The following is a 24051-nucleotide window of genomic DNA, read 5'->3' on the forward strand; positions in this document are numbered from 1 at the left end:
TCTGTTAAATATGGAGATTTTATTTTTATTTAAATAGGAGGAATACAAGCAAAAAGAAAAGAAGGTCATTTTCCTAATACTACCTCTTATTTTCTTTTTATAACTCCATAAAATATAGACGTTACACGTGGAGGTGGATGGAATGAGTAAACAAAATAAAAGCAAAAATCAAGGATTCAGCAGCAGTGAAGCTGCTGTCGATAATGTGAATAAAAGTATTTTATCAAACGATATTCATACAGATGAGCTTCAAAAAGCAAAAGTAAGCCGTCCTAGCAAATAAAAGAATGACAACCAAAAGAGCAGCTTTGAGCTGCTCTTGATAAAATAGAGATAGGGAAGTGAAAAAACATGTCAGAAAACAAAAGTTCTCAATATAAAGAAGAAAATATGTCAACTCCTAGTCGTCCTCTTGAATATAAAGAACGCGCGAACGAATCAAAAAGTACACGTCAAATGCTGCGCAGTATTCTTGAATATTCAAGTCGTTATCGTTAACAAATTTTACATATAATCATGGGCATATTTCAAAGGGCTCCTATCGACAAATATAAGGTATAAAGAACCTTTTTTGAAAAAATATATATTATTTACAATAAATTTAAAAAAATCATAAATGAACCTGCTATAATCCTCTTGAAAAGACAAGCCTTGCAAAAATTTGAGAGGAGCATTTTATATGCGAAAAAAATATAATCGCGTAGGTTATGCCGTTTTAACAATGTGTACAGCTTTATCTATCTCACTGCCTTTTACTACTCATTCAGCATCAGCAGAAAGCGCTGCTGACCCTGCACCAGAAATTAAAGCCTCTGTCGTAAATGAAAATAACGGTAAAAAAATCTTATTTGATAATACGCATGGTCAAACTGCGGGTACAGCAGATTGGGTTATTGACGGAGGTTTTTCTGATTTTGGGAAAGGACTGGCAGGTAGTGGGTTTGATGTAAAAGAGCTGCGAAAATCTACGCCGATTACATACAGTGACCTCAGTGGCTATAGCGTGTTTGTTGTGCCAGAAGCGAATATTCCGTATAAATCTTCTGAACAAGCCGCCCTTTTACAATATGTTCAGAACGGGGGGAGCGTCTTTTTTATTGCTGATCATTACAATGCAGACCGAAACAAAAACCGGTGGGACTCTTCAGAAGTTTTTAACGGATACCGTCGCGGAGCATGGACAAACCCCGCAAAAGGCATGACAACGGAAGAAGCAACCTCCGATGCAATGCAAAACGTAACAAGCTCTGACTGGTTAGCGAGTAACTTTGGTGTTCGCTTTCGCTATAATGCCATTGGTGATGTGACAGCCAATGATATTGTAGCTCCTTCTCAGGCATTCGGTATTACGCTAGGTGTTTCCACCGTTGCTATGCATGCAGGTTCTACGGTTGCTATTACGGACCCAAACAAAGCAAAAGGAATTGTGTATCTTCCTAAGACAACGACAAAATGGTCAAATGCTGTAGATCAAGGAGTGTACAATGGAGGAGGAAGAGCCGAGGGACCTTTTGCTGCTGTTTCAAAAGTAGGGACAGGTAAAGCTGCTTTTATCGGAGATTCTTCACCGGTTGAAGATGCTACACCAAAATATAAACGAGAAGATACAGGATCTTCTAAAACCACATATGACGGATTTAAGGAACAAGACGATTCTACACTGCTTGTAAATATGGTCAATTGGTTAGCGAAGCAAGAAAGCTATACCTCTTTGAATCAAGTCTCAGGACTTCAATTAGATCAGGCTACAGCATTACTTTCGTCGGAAACGCCAAGTCAGTCCACTGAGCCTCAGCCAGAGCCATGGTCAGCACCTACAGCAGGCTATAAATGGTACGATACGTCAACTTTTGCATCTGGTTCATATGGTTATAAAGGTGGAACCACACAGCCCCCAGCTGCTAGTGCTTACGTGTTGGAACATCAAGCCATTTTACCAACGAGCGGCATATTCCAAATACGCGTAAAAGTAAGCGGACTTTCAGCTAACACTACGTACAGCACGTTTAATCTAGGTGCATATAACGGATCAGGAACTCAAATTGCTAAAGTTCAAAACGCAGATGGAAGCTGGCCGTCATCGTATGGATACAGCAGCAATTTTTCAATTACAACGGACGCAGCTGGAAATGGAGAAAAGGTTTTGAATGTCCAATTAAATCCAAGCGCAGCGGGGAGTGCCAATCTTCGCTTACGCCAAAGCGGTACGAATGCATATACAGAAGCTGTGACGGTAGGGAACGTAGCGGTTGAACCATTGCCTTAATAAGGCGGAAGCAAGCACTTGTGCTTGCTTTTTTATTGTTGTATTCTCTATCTTTGAGCGTTAAAGAAGCGTCAGACGAGAGGCTTATCCATAAAGGAGAAATATGATATCTTAGAAGAAAGAATGAAGTAAAAGGAGTCAGCTAATATGTCTAAATATAAAGAATTAGAGACGGGTTATCTAATGGATAAGATTAAAGAATACAAAAACTTAATTTGGAGAGTAGGACCAGGAAGTGAAAGAACTATAGAAGCTGTTCAAGAGATTCAAGGAATGGAAAAAGAGTTAAAAGCACGCAATGCAGAATTTGAAGCTACGGATTGGAAAGCTTTTACTCGGGAAATAAAAGAAAACTACGATTTTACTTATTAAGAAGACACATTCATAATAATGTGATAAGGAAACACGTCTCCAAGTAGAAGGCTTTGTGCTTTCTACTTGGAAACGATAGAAATAGTATGAAGACAATTAAGAAAAATGATCTAATATCAGCGAAGCAAGTAATCCAAGTGCAGCAATTAATCCCGTAATAGAACCTCCTTCTTCATAGGCCTCTGGCATCATTGTAGAACCTACCATAGCAATGATACCACCGCCGGCAAAAGCAGCAATAGTAGCCATAAGTGTCTCAGATGCATGGTCTAAAAAAACAAAACCTGTCCATGAGCTAAAAGCTGAAATGAACAAAACAGCTGCCCATAGTAAAAAAATTTTCTTTTTAGAGAATCCGCTTTTTACTAGACCGGTCGTACTGGACAGTCCTTCAGGAATATTACTTATAAAAATAGCGATAACAAGAAGCCAGCTAACGGTTGCATTTTCAATTAAGCTAGCCCCAATCATAATGGACTCTGGGATGGCATCCATTACGGTTCCTATAAATATAGCAATTCCAGAACTACTCGCAGCCATTTGTTTGGTAGACCTCTTTCTTTTATTCGCTCCTTGACGTGAAATTAGATAGTCTAAAAAAGTAAAAACGACAGCCCCGGCAAGAAAACCAAGAGAAGTAGCTTTTAACCCGCCGTTATGAACCGAGTCTCCAAGCAGCTCATAGGTAGATGCTCCGATTAATACACCTGTCCCAAAAGCCATAATATAACCAATTATCTTTTTGCCGATAGGCAAAAAAACTGCTGCCAAAGCACCAAGAAGGACAGCTGATCCTGAAATTCCGCCCCACATCGCAGCTTGCCACATGAAAAATCCCTCCTCATCTCTATTTTCTATGGATACTTTCCCTAAGAAGAGAAAGAAGAAACGTAAAAGGAGAAGAAAGGAATTTTTTCGATTAAGTAGTGGTTTCATTTCGTTAGCCTTAAGAAATAGAGTGTTCCCGTACCCTGCGCCTATATTTATTTTGAATGTTCATAAAATTTAAATTATACTGAAATAAAAAACTATTTCACTCAAATGATTGATTTAATAAAGGTTAAAGGTTTAATTGAGTGTTTTTCTGAAAAAAACAATTGTATTTCTGAGAGAAATTTATTATTATAAAATAAGTAATTATACAGTCGGATAGCTAAAAATAGAAAAAGTAGTTTAGTTGTAAAGGTACTAGGTAAAAATGGAAGGTTTTAAAAACGATAGCTGTTCCATCAGACACAAAAAGTATCTTTCCTAACAGAGCTATAACAAGTTTAGGAGGAGGAAATGGAATGGCAGACAAAGAGCTAAAAAGAGGCTTAGAATCCCGTCACATTCAAATGATCGCGCTAGGCGGAACAATTGGCGTTGGATTATTTATGGGATCAGCAAGCACCATCCAATGGACAGGTCCATCGGTATTGCTTGCTTACGCAATCTGCGGAATGTTTATTTTCTTTATTATGCGTGCCATGGGCGAAATGCTGTACATGGAACCAAGCACAGGTTCATTCGCTACATTTGGCCACAAATATATTCATCCATTGGCAGGTTATATGGCTGCGTGGAGCAACTGGTTTCAATTTGTAATCGTAGGGATGTCTGAAATTATAGCGGTGGGAGCATATATGCATTATTGGTTCCCACATTTACCAGCTTGGGTGCCTGGTATTATCGCCATGTTGATTTTAGGTACAGCAAACTTAATTTCAGTAAAATCATTTGGAGAGTTTGAATTTTGGTTTGCGATGATTAAGATTGTAACAATTATTTTAATGATTATCGCAGGACTTGGGTTGATTTTCTTTGGATTTGGAAATGGCGGAGACGCAATTGGGTTATCAAACCTTTGGGCACACGGCGGTTTCTTTGCAGGCGGATGGTCAGGCTTTTTCTTTGCTCTATCTCTTGTTATTGCAGCTTATCAAGGAGTCGAGCTAATTGGTATTACAGCTGGTGAAGCAAAGGATCCTAAAAAAACGTTAACAAGCGCAATTCAAAGCATCATCTGGCGAATTTTAATTTTTTATATTGGAGCAATTTTTGTCATCGTGACGGTATATCCGTGGAATGAGTTGGATTCCTTGGGAAGTCCGTTCGTATCTACATTTGCTAAAGTTGGCGTTACAGCAGCTGCAGGTATCATTAACTTTGTAGTTATTACAGCAGCGATGTCAGGCTGTAACAGCGGAATTTTTAGTGCAGGACGCATGCTTTATACGCTTGGTGTAAACGGTCAAGCACCTAAATTCTTCACAAAAATTTCTCGTAACGGTGTTCCGATTTACAGCACACTCGCTGTTATGATTGGGTTAGTAATTGGCGTTATTTTAAACTATATCGCTCCACCGAATGTATTTGTTTATGTATACAGCGCTAGCGTGCTTCCAGGAATGATTCCTTGGTTCATTATTCTTATCAGCCAAATTCGTTTCCGTAAAGCTAAAGGGGCTGAAATGGACAGTCATCCTTTCAAAATGCCTTTTGCGCCTGTAACAAACTATATAACTATTGCTTTTTTACTTATGGTGCTTGTAGGCATGTGGTTTAATGATGAAACGCGTATTTCACTTATTGTAGGGGTTATTTTCCTGGCTCTTGTTGTCATCAGTTTTTACGCATTCGGAATAAATAAGCGCATGATACCTGATACAGAGAACGATCAACTAAAGAAATAACTATGCTTTTTCATAAATGAAAAGCAAAACAAAAAAACGGCTGAGAAAAGCCGTTTTTTTGTTTTGTTTAAATGAAAGATACAAGAAAAATGTTATTGTGCGCTGATAGTTTGGATAAACTATATTCGTTCATATAACGTAAAGGAGCGAATGTTATGAGAAGCCACAGATATATTATCAAAGATTCACTAAAAGCTGATGAAGTTGCTAGAGATTTGGAACTGCAGCTGGATATAAACCGAATGTCGGATGTCAGAATCCTTTCGGTAAATGCACAAAACCAAATACTCGTTCAAATGGAGGAGGAGAACGAAGAAGCAGGAGATGTTATTGATGTATTTATGAAAGAGTATAAAACCGCAGAAATTATTGAATAGCATGTAATTGAGAAGAATATTGAGGGGTTTCGTTGAATAAATAAAAAGAAAACACCTTTAATTTTTATTAAAAAAGGAACGCACGAAGAAAACTTCTTGTTTATCAAGAAGTTTCTTTTGTATCTGAACATTCGTTTGTATAGGTAAGGAGAGGTGATGAAGGTGAAAAGAAATGGTGAGGGTCACGTCTTTTTTATTATTCTTGGAGGCCTGTTTATTTTAATAGGCACACTCTTTGCAAATACTTCCGTTTATTTTCTCATCTCCGGATGGATAGCAGCCGTCTGTTGTTTAGGAATCAGCGCTGTACTAAAGAAAGGAAAAACAAAATCAGTCAGTAAAGAGGAGGAAGAATAATAATTTTTATATAAAAATGGAAAGTAAATATATGAAAAGGAAGAATGGATATCCATTCTTCCTTAAGTCATGGTGTGTATGAAATTGTCTTAGAAACGTCCGCCGCCAAGTTGTTGCTCAGCTAATTGTACAAGACGTTTTGTGATTTCGCCGCCTACTGATCCGTTTGCACGTGCAGTAGTGTCAGCTCCTAAATTTACTCCGAACTCGCTAGCGATTTCATATTTCATTTGATCGATTGCTTGTTCAGCTCCGTATACTAATAATTCATTATTATTGCTGCTTTTGTTGTTTGCCATTGTATTCAACTCCTTTCTGTAACGTTAAGGTGTGAATAAAGGAAGAAGAATATGCAACAAACTGATATTTATTTTATAAAAAATGTATTTTTACGTTGTTTGTCCTTCTAGAAGCTTAACGGGAAGGCAGATTTCACGAGGTATATTGCTGAATTCTCCTTCAATTTCTTTTAGTAAAATATCAATGGCTGTTTGAGCAATCGATTCAATGGGCTGTTGAACTGTAGTTAGACCAGGTAACAAAGTCTGACTGGCCTCCGTTCCGTCATAGCCCACGATTTTTAAATCTCTTGGGATGTTTTTTCCTCTTTTTTGTGCTTCTGCAACTACTAAAGCTGCAAGTAAGTCATCACTTGCAAAAATACCATCTACTTCCGGATTTTCTTCAAAAACCTTAGAAATAGTTTCTCTCTGGATGTTGCGGTCGAAGGTATTTGAAATTTCATACGTGATAGGCTGTTTTTCGTATTTTTTCATCACGTTTTCATAAGCTTTCCTTCTTAAGTTAGCTGGAGTTTCGAGTTTAAGGGGGCCGTTAATATGAATAATATGCTTACAACCTTTTGAAATGAGCAATTCCGTGGCTTGTTTTCCTCCAGCATAGTTATCAGAAGATACGGTAGGAATATCTGTTGATAAATAATGATCCACTGCTACCACAGGAAGACTTTGACTTTCTGAATCAAAAATACCTCTATTATAAGTGACGGCAATCACACCATCTACCTGATTTCTGATAAGCATCTCTACATATTTTTTTTCTTTATCAATTCGATTAAGACTGTTGCAAAGAAGTACTTTGTAGTTAAGAGAAGCACATATACTTTCAATGTGAAAGGCTAACTCTCCGAAAAAAGGGTTGCTCGTTTGCGGGACAATCATACCGATTAAATTTGTTCGCTTATTAAATAATGAACGTGCAATATCATTTGGGAAATAATTAATTTCTTTCATTGCTTTATAAACATTTTCTCGCGTTTCTTTGCTTATGTAACCACGGTTATTTAATACACGAGAAACGGTAGTCGGTGAAACACCTGCAATTTTTGCTACATCACTAATCTTGGCTTTCATCTAGTTTCCTCCTAATTTCTCCAAAACATTGCTTTTATAGTATATATCAGACATGTAAAAGCCTTAAAATAAATTGCAATCAAGCAAATAGCTTTCAGTCGTTACGTTTTCTTTTGAGTGATAAAAATCTATGTAAGGATTGTAAACGGTTTATTAAACAATTTAAACATACCACAAAGCCCACTTTTACACCTAATACAATCTTTTTTTAAATATAAAATGTGAAACCGGTTGACATATGAAACCGGTTGACATAAAATCAAATTGAAAGTGCTTTCATTTTGTTAGATAAAAGATTTTATATCTTAAGCTAAAGGGGTAACTAAAATGAAAAGTTCAAAAAGTTTATATTGGAAGCTGAGTGCATATTTTTTCTTCTTCTTTTTTACGTGGTCGTCAAGCTACTCTTTATTTTCTATCTGGTTAGGGCAAGAGATTAAGTTGAACGGATCAGCAACAGGCTTAATCTTTTCTGTAAACGCTATCTTTGCTTTGTGTATGCAGCCTTTGTACGGATATATATCTGACAGGATAGGTTTAAAGAAACACGTTTTATTTTTTATTAGCTGTCTTTTAGTGTTTGTAGGACCATTTTATATTTTTGTTTATGGACCTTTGCTTCAATACAATGTGTTGATAGGGGCTATTATTGGAGGCCTATATTTAGGAGTAGCGTTTTTGGCGGGCATCGGAGCGATTGAAACATACATAGAGAAAGTCAGCCGAAAATATAAATTTGAGTACGGAAAATCTAGAATGTGGGGGTCATTAGGCTGGGCTGCAGCTACGTTTTTTGCAGGACAATTGTTTAATATTAATCCTCACATTAATTTTTGGGTGGCATCTGTTTCAGCAGTTATCCTAGTGGCTATTATTTTTTCTGTAAAAGTAGAAATGAGCAGTTATGAAATGGAAAAAGCTGAATCCGTCACGCTAAGAGATGTAGGGAGTTTATTTTTATTGAAGGAATTTTGGTTTTTTATGATTTATGTTGTTGGTGTTACATGCGTATATGGGGTATATGATCAGCAATTTCCTATCTATTATGCATCTTTGTTTCCTACTGAATCGATAGGTAACCAAGTATTTGGCTACTTAAATTCGTTTCAAGTATTTTTAGAAGCTGGAATGATGTTCGCAGCACCGTTTATTGTAAATAAGATCGGTGCAAAAAATAGTTTAATTTTAGCAGGGTTTCTAATGGGATTTCGTATTATTGGGTCAGGGCTTGTTGTTGGTCCAATTGGAATATCTTCGATGAAGCTTATTCATGCATTAGAACTTCCTATTATGCTCATTGCCATCTTCAAATATTTGGCAGCTAACTTTGACACGCGCCTATCTTCTATCCTTTATTTGGTTGGATTCCAATTCGCTTCACAAATAGGTGCTTCAGTTCTTTCACCCATAGCGGGAGGATTATATGATAGCGTAGGTTTTTCCCGTACCTATTTAATTATGGGAGGTATGGTTTTGGTATTTAACGTTATTTCAATGTTTACACTACTAAACTCTAAAAAACATAGATTTATAAGAAAAGATGTACAAGAAAACACGCAGATTATATAGGGGGATATGATGATGTTAACGGTAAATAAAATCGAGCAAGCTCAACATTCATTAAATGAAGCAGAGAAAAAGGTGAATCATCAATATCGGTTAGGGTATCATATTATGGCGCCAGCGAACTGGATTAATGATCCCAATGGGTTGGTTCAGTATAAAGGAGAATATCATGTTTTTTATCAACATCATCCTTATGACGAGAACTGGGGACCGATGCATTGGGGACATGTGAAAAGCAAAGATCTTGTTCATTGGCAGCACTTGCCGATTGCTTTAGCTCCTGGAGATCCATTTGATAAAGATGGATGTTTTTCTGGAAGTGCCGTGGATAACGAAGGAGAGCTTACGCTAATTTATACAGGACATAATTATATAGACAAAGAGCTGGATACTTTTTTTCAAAACCAAAATATAGCTGTTAGTAAAGACGGCATTACCTTTGAAAAAGCAGAGGCCAACCCAGTTATTGCTGAGCCGCCAGCAGATAGCTCTCATCATTTTCGGGATCCTAAAGTATGGAAGCACGAAGATTTCTGGTATATGATTCTAGGAAACTCAACAAAGAAACAAGAGGGCCGTGTTATCTTATACCGATCTTCAAATTTACGAAAATGGGAATATGTTGGTGTCCTTGCTAAAAGCGATGGAGATCTAGGGTACATGTGGGAGTGTCCAGACTTCTTTGAGTTAGACAGAAAGCATGTGTTAATGATTTCTCCTCAAGGGATAGAAGCAAAAGGTGATTCCTATCACAACCTTTTCCAAACGGGATATTTAGTTGGAGAATATAATTATGAAACCAATACATTTCATCATGGGTCATTTACTGAATTAGATTACGGCCACGATTTTTATGCTGTTCAAACGCTTTTAGATGATAAAGGGCGGCGAATTGCAATTGGCTGGATGGACATGTGGGAAGCTAATATGCCAACGAAAGAGGATGGATGGTGCGGTGCGCTAACGCTTCCGAGAGAACTAACTTTAAGAGGGGATAAAGTGTTAATGAACCCCGTCCAAGAGCTTACATCACTTCGGAAAACTCAGTATAATATGCTAACCAATAAATCTCTTTCTAACAGTTATGTAGTAGAAGTAAATGAAGACTTGCTAGAGATACAAGCTGTATTTGATTTAGCGGACTGCCAAGCTTCATCGGTAGGAATAAAAATTCGTGGAATAAACAACGAAGAAACGCTTATGTGTTACAACCTTAATGAGCAAAAGCTATTGCTTGACTGTACTCACTCGGGAAAAGAAGATGGAGTGAGGAAAGTAGCGCTACAAGCAGGTGAGACACTAGCTTTACGAATATTTGTGGACCGTTCTTCCGTTGAAGTATTTGCAAACGAAGGACAAGCGACCATGACGAGCCGTATTTATCCAAAAGAAAGCAGGCTCGGAATTGAATTATTTACTGAAGGAGGAAACGTAATCGTAAAAGAGTTAACGTATTGGAATTTAAAAGATATTTGGGGGTAAAATACAGAGGAAGAAGTATATTAATACTTCTTCTTTTTTGAGCATTTAATAGCTCGTCAACAAAGCGGAGGTATATAAATGGATAAGGCACTTTAGATTAAAAGTACGAGCAAATACGATATAATAGTAAAAGAGAAAATAAATGAAAGAGAAACTGTCCTGCTCTAAGACCCCCAAAAGAAAGCAGGGTAGAGCAAGGCTTACTGCGCTTATAAAACAACGATCAGTAAAGAAAGAATTATTTTTTAAGGCACAAAAAGAAAAGGAGATACGATGACTAATCAAAAAGAAACAGGATGGAATTTACGTAATAGCTATGCGGAGTTACCAAACATCTTTTTTACCCCTCTTGATCCTAATCCAGTGAGTTCACCTAAAATAGTTAAATTTAATGACTCTTTAGCCGCGTCTCTAGGATTACAAAAAGAACAGCTGCAAAGCCCAGAAGGAGTTAGCATTTTGGCTGGAAACAGTTTTCCAAAAGGTGCTTTCCCGCTTGCACAAGCTTATGGGGGGCATCAATTTGGCCACTTTAACATGCTAGGAGACGGCCGGGCTATGTTAATAGGAGAGCAAGTTACGCCTTCGGGTGAGAAAGTAGACCTTCAGCTTAAAGGCTCAGGCCGAACACCGTATTCCCGAGGAGGAGACGGCCGGGCAGCTCTAGGACCTATGCTGCGTGAGTATATTATTAGTGAAGCCATGCATGCTCTTGGTATTCCGACTACTCGGAGCCTAGCAGTCGTAACAACAGGTGAATCCATTGTTCGTGAAAAAGAACTGCCGGGGGCGATTTTGACGCGTGTAGCTTCCAGTCACCTTCGTTTTGGCACATTTCAGTTCGCTGCAAAATGGGGAACGGTCGAAAACCTTCAAGCTTTAGCTGACTATGCATTAGAACGTCACTTTCCCCACATAGAAAAGAACGAAAAAAAATATTTATCATTGCTTCAAGAAGTGATTAAGCGTCACGCTACCCTAGTTGCTAAATGGCAGCTTATTGGTTTTATTCACGGCGTCATGAATACGGATAATATGACAATTAGTGGAGAAACAATTGATTACGGACCATGTGCATTTATGGATACCTATGATCCAGAAACTGTATTTAGTTCAATTGATGTACAAGGGCGCTACGCTTATCAAAATCAACCAGGCATTACAGGGTGGAATCTTGCGAGGTTTGCTGAGGCTTTATTACCGCTATTGGATCAAGATATAGAAAAAGCAGTTGAAATAGCGCAAAGCGCTGTGACCGAATTTCCAAAATTCTATCGGGAAAACTGGCTGGCAGGTATGCAGGCTAAACTTGGGCTTTTTAACGAAGAAAAAGAAGATGAAGCATTATTCCAAGACCTTCTTACAATAATGAAAACCTATAAAGCTGACTATACAAATACGTTTCGTGCATTAACTTTCGATAAGCTAGAAAATAGTGACTTGTTTGAAAGCAAAGAATTTGCACAGTGGCATGAGCTATGGCAGAAAAGATTAGGTAGACAAAAACAATCTAAAGCGGAGTCACAAGAGCTTATGAAAAATAATAATCCGGCTGTCATTCCTCGAAATCACCGAGTGGAAGAAGCGTTAGACGCAGCACAAAAAGAAGACTACAGCGTCATGGAAACCCTTCTTGAAGTGCTTTCTAGCCCATATGAATCTCCGATTCAGCCAGAGTATTGTACACCGTCTGCTCCGTCTAATCAGCCTTATCAAACGTACTGCGGAACTTGATTCTTAAATAAGAACTGCTATTTAAAAACAGCATAAATGACGTCAAAAAGAGCTCTTTATAAAGAGCTCTTTTTGATTTCCTGAAAAATGTATTATTGATTCATTAAAATGATAACGATTTCTCGTGAAAAGCTACATAAAATTTAATAGGATGAAAGAATCAATTCAAAAATTAATTATCTAATTCTTTTGTCTCTTATTATTTCCAATAGGAACTATTATATAATAAATTATTCCACTATTTCACAAAAAATACATTAACGATATTTTTTTGAAAATGGCTTACTTAAACAGCTGTAGAAGAGCTTATAAAAAATATCAGGTTAAATATGATGATGAATTTGCCCATTTAATCAAAAAGTTGAAGGTGTAAGACTTTATAACCAAATGAAAAATATAAGGGGAGAAAAAATGAGATGATTACTCCATTTTACCTATTTGACTTTTCAATATTATGCAAGTAATCTTGGAAAGGTAATGGAACCGGTTCTGTTATTTCGCCAGATTGATATTACTTCTCGATACATAGAAAATGAATTGCTTGTGAGTGACACAAGAAAAGGTATTGTACAAAAGGGAGAAAAACAGATGAATATTAAGAAAATAGCAAAGCAAACTACAGCTTTATCTTTTGCTACAGCTCTGTTAGTAGGTGCTGGATCTCAAACATGGGCTGCTGAAAGCAATCATAAAGATACCAACAATAATTATAGAGTTTCCCATATTACGCGTGATAACATGCTGAAAATTCCTCAGCAGCAAAAAAGCGAACAGTTTAAAGTTCCAGCTTTTGATAAATCAACAATCAAAAATATTGCCTCTGCAAAAGGGTATGATAAATCGGGCAATTTAATTGATTTAGATGTATGGGACAGCTGGCCTCTGCAAAATGCTGACGGAACAGTAGCCAACTATCATGGTTACCAAGTTGTATTTGCACTAGCAGGTGATCCGAAAGATGCTGATGATACATCTATTTATGTGTTTTATCAAAAAATCGGTGAAGATTCGATTGACAGTTGGAAAAATGCAGGAAGAGTGTTCAAAGACAGTGACAAATTTGTACCGAATGATCCTCATTTGAAAAAGCAAACACAAGAATGGTCAGGATCTGCTACTTTAACATCAGACGGAAAAATACGCTTATTCTATACTAACTTTTCAGGTACAAACTATGGAAAACAAACCTTAACAACAGCTCAAGTAAATGTATCCCAGCCAAGTGGAGATACGTTAAAAATTGAAGGTGTTGAAGATCATAAATCCATTTTTGATGGTGATGGTAAAAAGTATCAAAATATTCAGCAGTTTATTGATGAAGGCGCATATGGTTCAGGAGATAATCATACATTGAGAGATCCTCACTATGTAGAGGATAAAGGGCATAAATACCTTGTGTTTGAAGCAAACACAGGAACTGAAGATGGTTATCAAGGTGAAGATTCCCTTTACAATCGAGCTTACTACGGTGGAAATAATCCATTTTTCCAATCAGAAAAAGAGAAATTACTTCAGAGCTCTAATAAAAAGAAAGCCTCTTTAGCAAACGGTGCATTAGGCATTGTTGAACTAAATAACGATTATACCTTGAAAAAAGTAATGGATCCACTGATTACTTCAAACACGGTGACAGATGAAATTGAACGCGCAAATGTATTTAAAAAAGATGGGAAATGGTACTTATTCACAGATTCTCGCGGATCTAAAATGACTATTGATGGTATCGGCCAAGATGACGTATATATGCTAGGGTACGTATCAAATACGCTGACAGGAAAATACAAGCCGCTAAATGATACAGGACTTGTTTTACATATGGACCTCGATCCTAATGACAAAACGTTTACGTATTCACATTTTGCAGTTCCACAAGTGAAAGGAGACAATGTCGTAATCACAAGTTACATGACAAACAGAGGCTTTTATTCAGAGGAACATTCTACTTTTGCTCCTAGCTTCTTGTTAAATATTAAAGGATCAAAAACAGCTGTTGTGAAAAACAGTATTTTACCACAAGGGCAATTAAGTACCGATAAATAATTTTTAAAAACGAAAGAAGATGGCGGTAACTGCTGCTGTTTTCTTTCGTTTTATTATTTAATCAAAAATGTGCTGTAAACGCAGTGCTGATTAAAATAAAAAGCAGTATATACATTGATAGTTATTTAAAAAAATGAAATATTCAGACAGAATATAACTTTAAGAATGAAACCGGTTGACATGCAGGTTTGACTAACTTAATATATTTACATATAATGGTTTGAAACGTTTTCATAGATTAGTATGACATGAGGGTACTTGTAGATGAAATAGCTTGTAGTAGTAGGGAATGATCATTTCTTTGAAAGAGAAAATTCCAATCGTGAACTGAAAATAAAGAAGGTGCTTCTAATGAAACGAATTGATAAGGTATACAATCAGCTGTTGAGTAATTTTCAAGAGTTTACAGAAGTGGAACTTTTACATAAACAAGGAAGCTCAGCGATTGAAATTGCTGAACAGTTAGATTTAGAGAGATCTAATGTAAGTCTTGAACTTAACAAACTTGTCCGCATGCAAAAAGTAATCAAAATTAAAATGTTCCCCGTTCGCTACGTTCCGCTAGAGGTTGTTGAAACCATTTGCCATCAAAAGTGGGATACGAATAAGATGGAAGTAGAAAAACTAGAGCAGCTATCTAATGGAGGAAAAGAAGAAGCTCTTCCTGCTAATCCTTTTGAATTAATGATTGGAGCTACCGGAAGTTTGAAAAAATCGATTTCTCAAGCAAAAGCTGCTGTTCTTTACCCGCCTAATGGATTACATATGCTGCTATTAGGTCCCACGGGATCGGGAAAATCTCTTTTTGCAAAACGAATCTATCAATTTGCCTTATATTCAGAGAGGCTAAAAACAGATGCCCCGTTCATTACCTTTAACTGCGCTGATTATTACCATAATCCTCAACTACTTCTTTCTCAGTTATTTGGTCATAAGCAAGGGAGTTTCACCGGAGCAACTGAGAGTAAAGTAGGTTTAGTAGAACAAGCAAATGAAGGGATTCTCTTTATGGATGAAGTACACCGGCTTCCTCCCGAAGGCCAAGAAATGCTTTTTTACCTCATTGATCAAGGTACGTACAATCGCCTAGGGGAAACAGATCATAAGCGAACGTCTAAGGTATTAATTATTTGTGCTACAACTGAAAATCCCGGTTCAGCCTTACTGCAAACTTTCTTAAGAAGAATTCCGATGACTATCCATATTCCCTCATTAGAAGAGAGGTCTTTAAAAGAAAAAATTCGCCTCACCACGTTTCTTTTAGAACAAGAGGCTAAACGAATTAATAAAAAGCTAAGTGTTCACATTGATGTATTAAATGCTTTAATCCACACTGAAAAATTCGGAAATGTAGGGCAGTTAAAGTCGAATGTGCAGCTCGTTTGCGCACACGGATTTTTAAATAACCTTGATAGTAAACATATGGTGGAACTTACAGTGCGAGATCTGCCTGACGATATTAAACGAGATTGGATTTCAAATAGTAAAAATATGGAGCGTAGCAAAAAAATTTCTGAATATGTAAACCTTAAAACGATTATCTCCCCGGCTATGGAGAGCCAAGAAATAAAAATGGAGGAAGACGTATCATTTAATTTATATCAGTTAATAGAAGAAAAAGTAGATGTTTTAACAAAAGAAGGTTTATCTCAAGAAGACATCAATCAGTATATTCTTACCGACATTCATTTGAATGTTCGAAGCTTTTTTAATCAAAAAAATGGCCAGAGCTCTAATTTAATGAAATTCGTAGAAGACGATGTGATTCAGCTTACAAAAGAATTAAAACAGTTGGCTGAAAAAGAATTGAACTGTAAATTTGATCGCAGATTTATCCATTTTTTAAGTATGCATATGGAATCCTTTTTAAAACGAAAAAAACAAGTAGACGTATTAAATACAAAGGAGATAGATGAAATTCGTGAAACATATCCAAAAGAATATGCGGTAGCACTGCTTTTTAAAAATCGAATTGAAAAGTGGTTTAACATTAGCGTGCCAGAAATAGAAGTCATTTATCTCACAATGGTTATTCAATCAATTCGAACGTTAGAAGAAAATAAACGAGTAGGGATTGTAGTTGCTGCCCATGGAAACAGCACGGCAACTTCTATGGTTGAAGTTGCTACGGAGCTTTTAGGAAGCACTCCTATTATAGCTATTGATGTGCCTTTGACGGTATCTCCGGTTGAAATTGTAGACAGGTTAATCCAAGGAATTAAGAAAGTAGATGAAGGAGAAGGCGTATTAATGCTCGTGGACATGGGTTCGCTTGCCATGTTAGAAAGCAAGTTGGAACAAAAAACAGGGACTAAAATTAAAACCATCAGCAATGTGACGACGTCTATGGTATTAGACACCGTTAGAAAAGTAAATTATTTAGATTTAAATTTATATGCCATATTTGATTCAGTGCAAAAAGACTTTATGGAATTTATAGATAAGCAGCAGCACGTGTTTGGAAAAAAGAAAGCACTTGTTTCTATTTGTACAACAGGAAGCGGTACAGCAAAACAATTAGAAAAAATCTTAACGATTATTTCACGCAAAGTATCTCAAGAACCTATTAAAATTCTAACCGTTTCTTCTATTAAATTAGCAGCAAACATTCGAGAAATTCAAAAAGAATATGAAATTGTTGCAACGGCAGGTACTAAAAATCCAAGGATTGATGCGCCTCATGTATCATTAGAAGTCCTCATTGAAGGGCAGGGAGAGCGAATACTTCAACAGGCAATTACAAAAGAAACGATAAACTATGATGATGAGAAAACCGAAGCGAATATTGTGGTGCGTGAACTTTGCGAAGAAAACTTGCGAAAGTACCTTCTATTTATTAATCCGTACCTCATAAGTGAAATTCTGTTAGAATGGTTAAGTCATGTACAAGATGAGTTAGAAATGGAATTAAGCAACACTGTTATGATTCGAATTGTGATGCATACAGCCTTTGCTTTAGAAAGAATGATAAAAAATGAACCTCTTACTTTTCCCGAGGATGAAGAAATCACTCACCAGTTAGAAAACATTTATCAAAAAACGGAAAAAACATTACAAGCCGTCGAAAAAAAGCTGAAACTTACCTTAACAAGAGATGAAAAATTATTTATTGCCACCATTTTTGCGGATGAAATGTAAAAATCATATTATAATTCTGAGAAACTAGTTTGATTTATATGCCACTAGTTTCTTTTTTTATCCCATTTTTTAAATAACAGAAAAACCTGTATTAAAACGCATGACGTTTTGATACAGGTTTGTTTATTTTAAGGAACCTGTATCGACAACGCAGAAAAAGGTATTGAAAAATAAATGAAAGCGCTTAATACTCTTTGTTGGCACGATACTTGCAATAAATAAGTGTAGAACGTAAAAGAGAGGAGCAAGTGTACATGATTTCAGTCATTATTAGTGGACATGGTGATTTCGCGCCAGCGTTAGAGGGGTCTTCCAAAATGATATTTGGTGAAGAGAATCACGTAGTAGCCGTACCTTTTCTAAAAGGCGAGGGTATCCAAACCCTTGAAGAAAAATATAAGCAGGCACTAGAGGAGATGCCCTTAGAAAATGAAGTGCTTTTTTTAGTAGATATTTTCGGAGGTACACCCTACAATGCGGCTACTCCCTATATCCTTAAAAATAAAACAGCGGATATGGTATCCGGAGTTAACTTGCCTATGTTATTAGAAGTGTTAGCCATGAGGGAACACGTTACATTAAAAGAGATGCTAGGAAGATTAAAGCAGGTGAATGAAGAAAGTTTTCAAGTGTGCAGTGAACATTTGGAGAAAATCCAGCAAGCAAACCAAATCGGAGAGGATGGATTATTATGAAAATCGTTTTAGCAAGAATTGATGACCGCTTTATTCACGGGCAGGTATTAACAAGATGGATCAAAACAAATGCAGCAGATCGAATTATCATTGTTTCAGATGAGGTGGCAGCGGATGAAATGCGAAAAACGCTTATTCTTTCTGTGGCTCCTTCGAATGTAAAAGCGAGCGCTGTCTCGATTTCTAAAATGACAAAAGCATTTCACAGCCCTCGCTATCAGGATACAACAGCCATGCTGCTGTTTGAAAACCCCGCAGACATTGTCGCTCTTGTTCAAGCGGGCGTACCTATTGAGACAGTAAACGTAGGGGGCATGCGTTTTGCTAATGACCGAAAACAAATCACTAAATCTGTAAGCGTTACCGAAAAAGATATCGATGCTTTTGAGAAACTGCAGGAACTAGGCGTAAAGCTTGAGCTGCGCCAATTACCTTCAGATTCTAGTGAAAATTTTATTCAACTACTGAGAAACGAAACAAAAATCAAATAAGGAGATGAGTTTATGTCTTCCATACAAATTATTTTATTATTAGTCATTGCAGCAATAACTGGCATCGCAAGCGTGTTGGACGAAGGGCAATCCCATCGTCCTCTCATTGCCTGCACGTTAGTAGGCTTGGTGCTTGGAGATTTAAAAACCGGCATTATTTTAGGTGGAACACTGGAATTAATGGCTCTTGGATGGATGAATGTTGGATTGGCGATGGCACCTGATACGGCTATTGCTTCTGTTATTTCAACTATTTTAGTTATCACAGCTGGTCAGGGGATTGGTGAAGGCATTGCGGTAGCCATAGCTTTAGCAGCTGCAGGGCAAGTACTCACCATTTTTGTTCGTACCATCACAGTATTTTTAATTCATCGAGCTGATAAGTACGCGGAAGAAGGAAACTTTAAAGGAATTGAAATTATGCATATTACTGCTATGGGTTTTCAGGCTCTACGCGTTATGATTCCAACTTTAATTGTTACATTAATCAGCGTAAGCGCCGTGCAAACTTTCCTCGGAAATATTCCGGAAGTTATTACAAAAGGCCTGCAAATTGGAGGAGGCATTATCGTGGTCGTAGGATATGCCATGGTTATCAATATGATGAACATTCCTCATTTAAAGCCCTTTTTCTATATCGGGTTCTTATTGGCGGCATTTACAGGGTTTAACCTGGTAGGATTTGGAGCGCTGGGTCTTTGTTTAGCACTTCTTTATCAGCAAGTAATGCAGCAGCGAAATCAAATGCAGCCGGCAGGCGTTCCCGCAGCTACAGGGAGCGAACAAGTATATGATGATGACGATGATTTAGATGCCTAAACGGCGAACTTAAGGGAGGGATAGAGATGGAAAATGAAAAAAGATTAACGAAAAAAGATATCTTTAGCATGTTCATTCGTTCGAATTTTTTACTCGGTTCATTTAACTTTGAGCGTGTTCAAGCAATGGGCTACTGTTATGTTATGATTCCAGCAATCAAACGCTTATATGGACCAGGAGCTCAGCGAAATGCAGCATTAAAGCGTCATTTAGAATGGTTCAATACACACCCATGGATTTCCGCACCTATATTCGGCGTCACGGCAGCAATGGAAGAAGAAATGGCAAACAAAAAAGATTTTGATGAAAAAGCTATCAGCGGAATGAAAATTGGATTAATGGGCCCACTTGCTGGTGTAGGAGACCCTATTTTCTGGGGAACGCTTCGACCAGTTCTCGCAGCCCTAGGCGCCTCGCTTGCGTTAGGCGGTAACATTGCCGGACCACTGCTGTTTTTCATCTTAATTAATGCAATTCGATTAAGCACAAAATATTATGGATTAAAATATGGCTACTTAAAAGGAACAGAAATTTTAAAAGATTTAGTAGGGAATCGAATTCAAAAACTGACGGAAGGTGCATCCATTTTAGGACTCTTCGTAATGGGAGCGTTGGTTTCGAAATGGACTACTATTAATATACCAGTGGTTGTTTCTAGGATCAAAGATGATTCTGGTAAAGTTGTGGTAAAAACTGTGCAAGATGTACTTGATAGTATTCTACCGGGGCTGCTTCCTTTAGCGCTAACTTTATTAGTAGCATGGATGCTTCGAAAAGGTACAAATCCGCTGCTTATTATTTTCGGTATTTTCTTAATTGGTATAGGGGGTTATTGGATAGGCTTTTTAGGATGATAAATAAGAGGAGTCATCTATTCTTTTAGCATCTGCTGGTGAAAATGTTTTACATAACCAGTATGCAAATAAAGGAGGAAAGGAAGATGAAAAGAACCGTTAAAAAGTTATTGATGATTGGAGTCGCTTGTTCCATAAGCTTGTTTTCTGCATGCCCTGTATTAGCTGATAATACAGGGTATTATCAAGAAAAATACCGGAATCAATTTCATTTTTCTCCAGAAGCGAACTGGATGAACGATCCAAATGGAATGGTCTATTATAACGGAGAGTATCACCTTTTTTATCAGTATTACCCTTACGGTACCACTTGGGGACCTATGCACTGGGGGCATGCAGTTAGTACAGATTTAGTGAAATGGAAACACCTGCCGATTGCTCTTTCTCCAGATGAGAACGGAGAGATTTTTTCAGGAAGTGCCGTTATCGATTGGAATAATACCGCAGGGTTTGGAAAAGAAGCAATGGTAGCTATCTTTACACACTCGGGCAGAAAAGGACAAGTGCAAAGTCTAGCATACAGCAAGGACAGCGGAAGAACGTGGACCAAGTATGAAGGAAATCCTGTTATGCCGAATCCCCCAGTTCCAGACTGGCGCGACCCAAAAGTGTTTTGGCATGACCAAACCAAGCAGTGGGTGATGTCTTTAGCCGCTAAAGATAAAATTATGTTTTATACATCACCTGACTTAAAAAATTGGAAATACGCAAGTGAGTTTGGACCTGATGGAGGCATCCAAGCAAACGGTCAAAGTGGTGCCTACACATATACTTTATCCGAACAAAAAGGTCAATCCTTTACTCTGGAGGGAGAAATTACGCTTGTAGAAAAGAATGGACGCGCAGGCGCAGGCGGTCTTGTTTTTCGTTCTAATAAAGACGCAACAAACGCATATACCGTCAATTTAGATGCAGAAAAGAACCTCTTAACACTTAACAAAGTAGAGAAAGGAAACGTAACGACCGTTGTTTCAAAGTCGGTGAGGCTTGATACATCACAAGCATATCATGTAAAAGTAGAAGCAAACAGTCACTACTTTAAGGTACTGTTAAATGGAAAACAAGTTCTAGAAGGCAGTGATGCATCTTTTGAAAATGGTCAGTTTGGATTAACAGCATGGAATTCCACAGCTGTCTTTCGTCATGTTAAATTTACGAATCAATCTAATTTTATAACCAATCTATCTAACTGGAAACCTGTTACGGGAACGTGGAATGATACTGCTGATGGAAAAATCGGTAAATCTGACAGCGATGGATATATTATGAGTGAAGAACAGGGAGATCAGTTCATTTTTAAGTCAAATATGACATTTTTAGATGAAAATCCTGGTTCAGGTGCACTACTCTTTCGGGCAGACGCGGAAGCCAAAAACGGATATATAGCTAGCGTGGACGCTTCTAAAGATACAATCAAACTAGTAAAGCTTCAAAATGGCATTTCAACTGTCCTTGCCGACACAAACGAAAAAATTGATACGAGCAAATCACATCAAGTAAAAGTAACTGCATCGGGAAATAAACTTGATTTGTATATAGACGATAACTTCACCCTTACTGCAAAAGATGAAACTTTTTCAAAAGGATTGTTTGGATTACATGTTCATCAATCTTCAGTCCAGTTTCAAGATGTTAACATGACCAAGTTTATTGATACAGATGAAAAGGAAATTAAAAATAAAAGTTTTGAAACAGGCGATCTCACCGGCTGGAAAACGATAAAAGGAAATGCATTCACAAACGATCATGTAACGGATGCAACCGCAAATTGGAGCGGTCTCTTTGAACAAAAAGGAAAGTATCATTTATGGGGGTTTTCCGATAAGCAAGATGGCGATAATGCCACTGGAGAATTACATTCATCTTATTTTAAATTGAGCGGCTCAGGTGAAATCAATTTGTTAATGGGAGGCGGAAACGACCCCACAAACCGCTATGTCTCCTTAGTCAGGGCCTCTGACGATAAAGAATTGATTCGTCAAGCGAATACAAAGTTTGCAGATGAAAAGTATCAGCGCTACGTATGGGATGCTTCTAAGTATATAGGAGAAGTATTGTATATTAAAGCCGTTGATCAAGCTGTAGGCGGATGGGGGCATATTAATCTAGATGATGTTAATGTATTTAATACAGAAAAAATGCCGGATAAAGTAGACAGTGTAGCAAAAGAACCGGAGGAAGTTAAACAAAGGGAAAGCGGAGAGCTTTCAGATTGGAATACTGTGTCAGGAGAATGGGTGAAATCAACTCATGGAAGCAACGGAGGGATTTGGGAGTGTCCTACTTTACTCGAACTGCCGGTTGATGGAGACAGCACAAAGAAAAAATGGGTGCTGCAGGTAAGCATCAATGATGGAGCGGCAGCTGGAGGTTCAGGTATGCAGTACTTTGTTGGTGATTTTGACGGAAAAACATTTAAAAATGAAAACCCGCCAGAGGAAGTGCTTTGGACAGATTATGGTGCTGACTTTTATGCTGCTGTAGATTGGAGCGGAGTTGAAGGAGATAACGGAGAAAAGTATTGGCTAGGCTGGATGAGCAACTGGCAATATGCAAACAATACCCCAACTACTACTTGGAGAAGCTCTATGTCGATTCCAAGAAAAATAGAACTCACCAACACAGCAAAAGGACTTCGTTTAAAACAAATACCTGTTTCAATTGATTCAATTCGCAATAAGCAAGAAAAAAAGGTGTTGAAGAATCTGATGGTCGTTGAAAATAAAAATCTTCTTTCGGGCATACAGGAAAACAAATATGAAATTATGGCAGAATTCGATGTTTCTAATACAGATGCACAAGAATTTGGTTTTCAAATTCAAAAAGAAGGCAGTGAAAATACAAAAGTCAGCTATAACGTAAACAAGCAGCGATTATTTGTTGACCGAACAAACTCTGGAAATTTTGATTTTGGTGAAAATGTGAAAGGCAAACACTCTGCTTCCATGTTTCCAAAAGACGGAAAGGTTAAGCTTCATATGTTTGTAGACCAGTCATCTGTAGAAGTATTTGGTAATGACGGCACGGAAGTAATAACAGATCAGCTCTTTCCAACGCTTTCAAGCAATAAAATAAGGCTTTATAGCAAAGGAGGAGCTGTGAAATTGAATTCCCTGAAGATGTATCCATTAAAATCTATTTGGAATAAAAGTCCTGTTGAGACAAATTTATCAGTGTGGAAAAGCATTAGCGGACTATGGGCCGATACGATTAATGGAAAACAAGGACGAAGCAAAGAAGATGCCTTTGCTTTATCATCAGAAAAAGCAAAGAATTTTATATATGAGGCAAAGATAAAGGTGTTAGACGATCCTGTTTCAAATTCTACAGGAGCAGGAGCTCTAGTATTCCGTTCGGATGAACAGGCAAATAACGCTTACGCTGCGAATGTAGATGTGCTTAATAATCAAGTAAAACTCATTGCGTTTAGAGACGGAATAGGCAAAGATCTCATTATTTACGATGATGGGGGAAAGCTGGATTTAAAGACAAATACGGATTATCGCTTGAAAGTAACGGCTGAAGGAGAACACATTCAAGTTTATCTCGATGATAAGCTTGTGATTGATGCAGTGGACCATACCTTTTCAGAAGGCTATGCGGGGTTGAATGTATGGAATTCTACTAGTTTGTTTAATGAAGTGAAGTTTGAAACAGTGGATTAAGGGATTGTGAAAGCTTCTGCTTGTTTGAGGGAGCTTTTATATAACATAAAAAAGCATGCTGCGGTAAAGTAGCATGCTTTTTTGAATTTCATAGGTTAATGAAGAGGATTTTGACATATGATAAATATCTTACTAGTCTAATTAATC

At 37.5% G+C, this 24051-nt stretch carries 20 protein-coding genes; 17 read left to right on the forward strand and 3 right to left on the reverse strand.

The window, feature by feature from the left end:
• Positions 1-142 precede the first annotated feature (142 nt).
• The 4 genes from ACFX4R_RS20420 to ACFX4R_RS20435 all read left to right on the forward strand — a co-directional run bounded on the left by ACFX4R_RS20420 (position 143) and on the right by ACFX4R_RS20435 (position 2638).
• Complete coding sequence (locus ACFX4R_RS20420; RefSeq protein ID WP_165575335.1) at positions 143-283, forward strand: hypothetical protein; 141 nt, start codon at positions 143-145, stop codon at positions 281-283.
• Between the two features lie 68 nt (positions 284-351).
• Positions 352-498 carry a hypothetical protein gene (locus ACFX4R_RS20425; RefSeq protein WP_157842256.1) on the forward strand — a complete coding sequence of 49 codons (147 nt, stop codon included), beginning with the start codon at positions 352-354 and terminating at the stop codon, positions 496-498.
• Positions 499-679: 181 nt separating this feature from the next.
• On the forward strand, positions 680-2266 hold the full coding sequence (locus ACFX4R_RS20430; RefSeq protein WP_323618872.1) for a DNA-binding protein: 1587 nt from the start codon (positions 680-682) through the stop codon (positions 2264-2266).
• Positions 2267-2413: 147 nt separating this feature from the next.
• Positions 2414-2638 (forward strand): hypothetical protein, encoded by a 225-nt coding sequence (locus ACFX4R_RS20435; protein ID WP_028408120.1) that lies wholly within the window; start codon positions 2414-2416, stop codon positions 2636-2638.
• 96 nt (positions 2639-2734) lie between these two features.
• On the opposite strand, the gene ACFX4R_RS20440 is transcribed toward ACFX4R_RS20435, so the two are convergent.
• Positions 2735-3466: a ZIP family metal transporter gene (locus tag ACFX4R_RS20440; RefSeq protein WP_377570168.1), complete on the reverse strand. Its 732-nt coding sequence runs from the start codon at positions 3464-3466 to the stop codon at positions 2735-2737.
• Between the two features lie 461 nt (positions 3467-3927).
• Between ACFX4R_RS20440 and ACFX4R_RS20445 the strand changes: the two genes are divergently transcribed.
• The 3 genes from ACFX4R_RS20445 (at position 3928) to ACFX4R_RS20455 (ending at position 6047) form a co-directional block, all read left to right on the forward strand.
• On the forward strand, positions 3928-5313 hold the full coding sequence (locus ACFX4R_RS20445; protein WP_043979140.1) for an amino acid permease: 1386 nt from the start codon (positions 3928-3930) through the stop codon (positions 5311-5313).
• A gap of 155 nt (positions 5314-5468) precedes the next feature.
• Positions 5469-5690, forward strand: a complete 222-nt coding sequence (locus ACFX4R_RS20450; protein WP_043979137.1) for a hypothetical protein — start codon at positions 5469-5471, stop codon at positions 5688-5690.
• Between the two features lie 156 nt (positions 5691-5846).
• Positions 5847-6047, forward strand: a complete 201-nt coding sequence (locus tag ACFX4R_RS20455) for a hypothetical protein (protein ID WP_013056287.1) — start codon at positions 5847-5849, stop codon at positions 6045-6047.
• Positions 6048-6136: 89 nt separating this feature from the next.
• Here the strand turns inward: ACFX4R_RS20455 and ACFX4R_RS20460 are convergent, their stop codons facing one another.
• Together ACFX4R_RS20460 and ACFX4R_RS20465 are read right to left on the reverse strand one after the other, a co-directional pair.
• Positions 6137-6346: an alpha/beta-type small acid-soluble spore protein gene (locus ACFX4R_RS20460; RefSeq protein WP_013058452.1), complete on the reverse strand. Its 210-nt coding sequence runs from the start codon at positions 6344-6346 to the stop codon at positions 6137-6139.
• A 90-nt stretch (positions 6347-6436) separates the two neighbouring features.
• Positions 6437-7420: a LacI family DNA-binding transcriptional regulator gene (locus ACFX4R_RS20465; RefSeq protein WP_043979135.1), complete on the reverse strand. Its 984-nt coding sequence runs from the start codon at positions 7418-7420 to the stop codon at positions 6437-6439.
• A gap of 327 nt (positions 7421-7747) precedes the next feature.
• On the opposite strand from ACFX4R_RS20465, the gene ACFX4R_RS20470 reads away from it, so the two are divergent.
• The 10 genes from ACFX4R_RS20470 (at position 7748) to ACFX4R_RS20515 (ending at position 23904) form a co-directional block, all read left to right on the forward strand.
• Positions 7748-8989: an MFS transporter gene (locus tag ACFX4R_RS20470; RefSeq protein WP_043979132.1), complete on the forward strand. Its 1242-nt coding sequence runs from the start codon at positions 7748-7750 to the stop codon at positions 8987-8989.
• Positions 8990-9001: 12 nt separating this feature from the next.
• Positions 9002-10468, forward strand: coding sequence for a glycoside hydrolase family 32 protein (locus tag ACFX4R_RS20475; RefSeq protein WP_377570170.1), 1467 nt, complete (start codon positions 9002-9004; stop codon positions 10466-10468).
• 273 nt (positions 10469-10741) lie between these two features.
• The gene (locus ACFX4R_RS20480; RefSeq protein ID WP_280559348.1) at positions 10742-12202 is read left to right on the forward strand and encodes a protein adenylyltransferase SelO; all 1461 of its coding nucleotides are present in this window, start codon (positions 10742-10744) and stop codon (positions 12200-12202) included.
• A 588-nt stretch (positions 12203-12790) separates the two neighbouring features.
• Positions 12791-14242 (forward strand): glycoside hydrolase family 68 protein, encoded by a 1452-nt coding sequence (locus ACFX4R_RS20485; protein WP_043980541.1) that lies wholly within the window; start codon positions 12791-12793, stop codon positions 14240-14242.
• Positions 14243-14593: 351 nt separating this feature from the next.
• Entirely contained in the window at positions 14594-17380 is a 2787-nt protein-coding gene (locus ACFX4R_RS20490; RefSeq protein WP_377570172.1) for a sigma-54-dependent transcriptional regulator, read from the forward strand.
• 254 nt (positions 17381-17634) lie between these two features.
• Entirely contained in the window at positions 17635-18075 is a 441-nt protein-coding gene (locus tag ACFX4R_RS20495) for a mannose/fructose/sorbose PTS transporter subunit IIA (protein ID WP_014460796.1), read from the forward strand.
• A complete protein-coding gene (locus ACFX4R_RS20500; protein ID WP_013056296.1) occupies positions 18072-18566 on the forward strand; it encodes a PTS sugar transporter subunit IIB in 495 nt (164 codons plus the stop codon). The genes ACFX4R_RS20495 and ACFX4R_RS20500 overlap by 4 nt, the downstream gene beginning before the upstream one ends.
• A 12-nt stretch (positions 18567-18578) precedes the next feature.
• Positions 18579-19385: a PTS mannose/fructose/sorbose transporter subunit IIC gene (locus ACFX4R_RS20505; RefSeq protein WP_043979122.1), complete on the forward strand. Its 807-nt coding sequence runs from the start codon at positions 18579-18581 to the stop codon at positions 19383-19385.
• Positions 19386-19411: 26 nt separating this feature from the next.
• Positions 19412-20239 carry a mannose/fructose/sorbose PTS transporter subunit IID gene (locus tag ACFX4R_RS20510; RefSeq protein WP_013056298.1) on the forward strand — a complete coding sequence of 276 codons (828 nt, stop codon included), beginning with the start codon at positions 19412-19414 and terminating at the stop codon, positions 20237-20239.
• Positions 20240-20325: 86 nt separating this feature from the next.
• Entirely contained in the window at positions 20326-23904 is a 3579-nt protein-coding gene (locus ACFX4R_RS20515; RefSeq protein WP_377570175.1) for a GH32 C-terminal domain-containing protein, read from the forward strand.
• Positions 23905-24051 lie beyond the last annotated feature (147 nt).

The organism is Priestia sp. YIM B13490 (assembly GCF_042787735.1).
Lineage (GTDB): Bacteria > Bacillota > Bacilli > Bacillales > Bacillaceae_H > Priestia > Priestia megaterium.

Excerpts from the sequence above, each read along its gene's own strand:
- ACFX4R_RS20470 (WP_043979132.1), top strand. The coding sequence starts at position 7,748 with ATGAAAAGTTCAAAAAGTTTATATTGGAAGCTGAGTGCATATTTTTTC.
- ACFX4R_RS20510 (WP_013056298.1), top strand. The coding sequence starts at position 19,412 with ATGGAAAATGAAAAAAGATTAACGAAAAAAGATATCTTTAGCATGTTC.
- ACFX4R_RS20420 (WP_165575335.1), top strand. The coding sequence starts at position 143 with ATGAGTAAACAAAATAAAAGCAAAAATCAAGGATTCAGCAGCAGTGAA.
- ACFX4R_RS20475 (WP_377570170.1), top strand. The coding sequence starts at position 9,002 with ATGTTAACGGTAAATAAAATCGAGCAAGCTCAACATTCATTAAATGAA.
- ACFX4R_RS20440 (WP_377570168.1), bottom strand. The coding sequence starts at position 3,466 with ATGTGGCAAGCTGCGATGTGGGGCGGAATTTCAGGATCAGCTGTCCTT.
- ACFX4R_RS20465 (WP_043979135.1), bottom strand. The coding sequence starts at position 7,420 with ATGAAAGCCAAGATTAGTGATGTAGCAAAAATTGCAGGTGTTTCACCG.
- ACFX4R_RS20505 (WP_043979122.1), top strand. The coding sequence starts at position 18,579 with ATGTCTTCCATACAAATTATTTTATTATTAGTCATTGCAGCAATAACT.
- ACFX4R_RS20455 (WP_013056287.1), top strand. The coding sequence starts at position 5,847 with ATGAAGGTGAAAAGAAATGGTGAGGGTCACGTCTTTTTTATTATTCTT.
- ACFX4R_RS20480 (WP_280559348.1), top strand. The coding sequence starts at position 10,742 with ATGACTAATCAAAAAGAAACAGGATGGAATTTACGTAATAGCTATGCG.
- ACFX4R_RS20430 (WP_323618872.1), top strand. The coding sequence starts at position 680 with ATGCGAAAAAAATATAATCGCGTAGGTTATGCCGTTTTAACAATGTGT.
- ACFX4R_RS20445 (WP_043979140.1), top strand. The coding sequence starts at position 3,928 with ATGGCAGACAAAGAGCTAAAAAGAGGCTTAGAATCCCGTCACATTCAA.
- ACFX4R_RS20450 (WP_043979137.1), top strand. The coding sequence starts at position 5,469 with ATGAGAAGCCACAGATATATTATCAAAGATTCACTAAAAGCTGATGAA.
- ACFX4R_RS20460 (WP_013058452.1), bottom strand. The coding sequence starts at position 6,346 with ATGGCAAACAACAAAAGCAGCAATAATAATGAATTATTAGTATACGGA.
- ACFX4R_RS20485 (WP_043980541.1), top strand. The coding sequence starts at position 12,791 with ATGAATATTAAGAAAATAGCAAAGCAAACTACAGCTTTATCTTTTGCT.
- ACFX4R_RS20515 (WP_377570175.1), top strand. The coding sequence starts at position 20,326 with ATGAAAAGAACCGTTAAAAAGTTATTGATGATTGGAGTCGCTTGTTCC.
- ACFX4R_RS20490 (WP_377570172.1), top strand. The coding sequence starts at position 14,594 with ATGAAACGAATTGATAAGGTATACAATCAGCTGTTGAGTAATTTTCAA.
- ACFX4R_RS20435 (WP_028408120.1), top strand. The coding sequence starts at position 2,414 with ATGTCTAAATATAAAGAATTAGAGACGGGTTATCTAATGGATAAGATT.
- ACFX4R_RS20425 (WP_157842256.1), top strand. The coding sequence starts at position 352 with ATGTCAGAAAACAAAAGTTCTCAATATAAAGAAGAAAATATGTCAACT.
- ACFX4R_RS20495 (WP_014460796.1), top strand. The coding sequence starts at position 17,635 with ATGATTTCAGTCATTATTAGTGGACATGGTGATTTCGCGCCAGCGTTA.
- ACFX4R_RS20500 (WP_013056296.1), top strand. The coding sequence starts at position 18,072 with ATGAAAATCGTTTTAGCAAGAATTGATGACCGCTTTATTCACGGGCAG.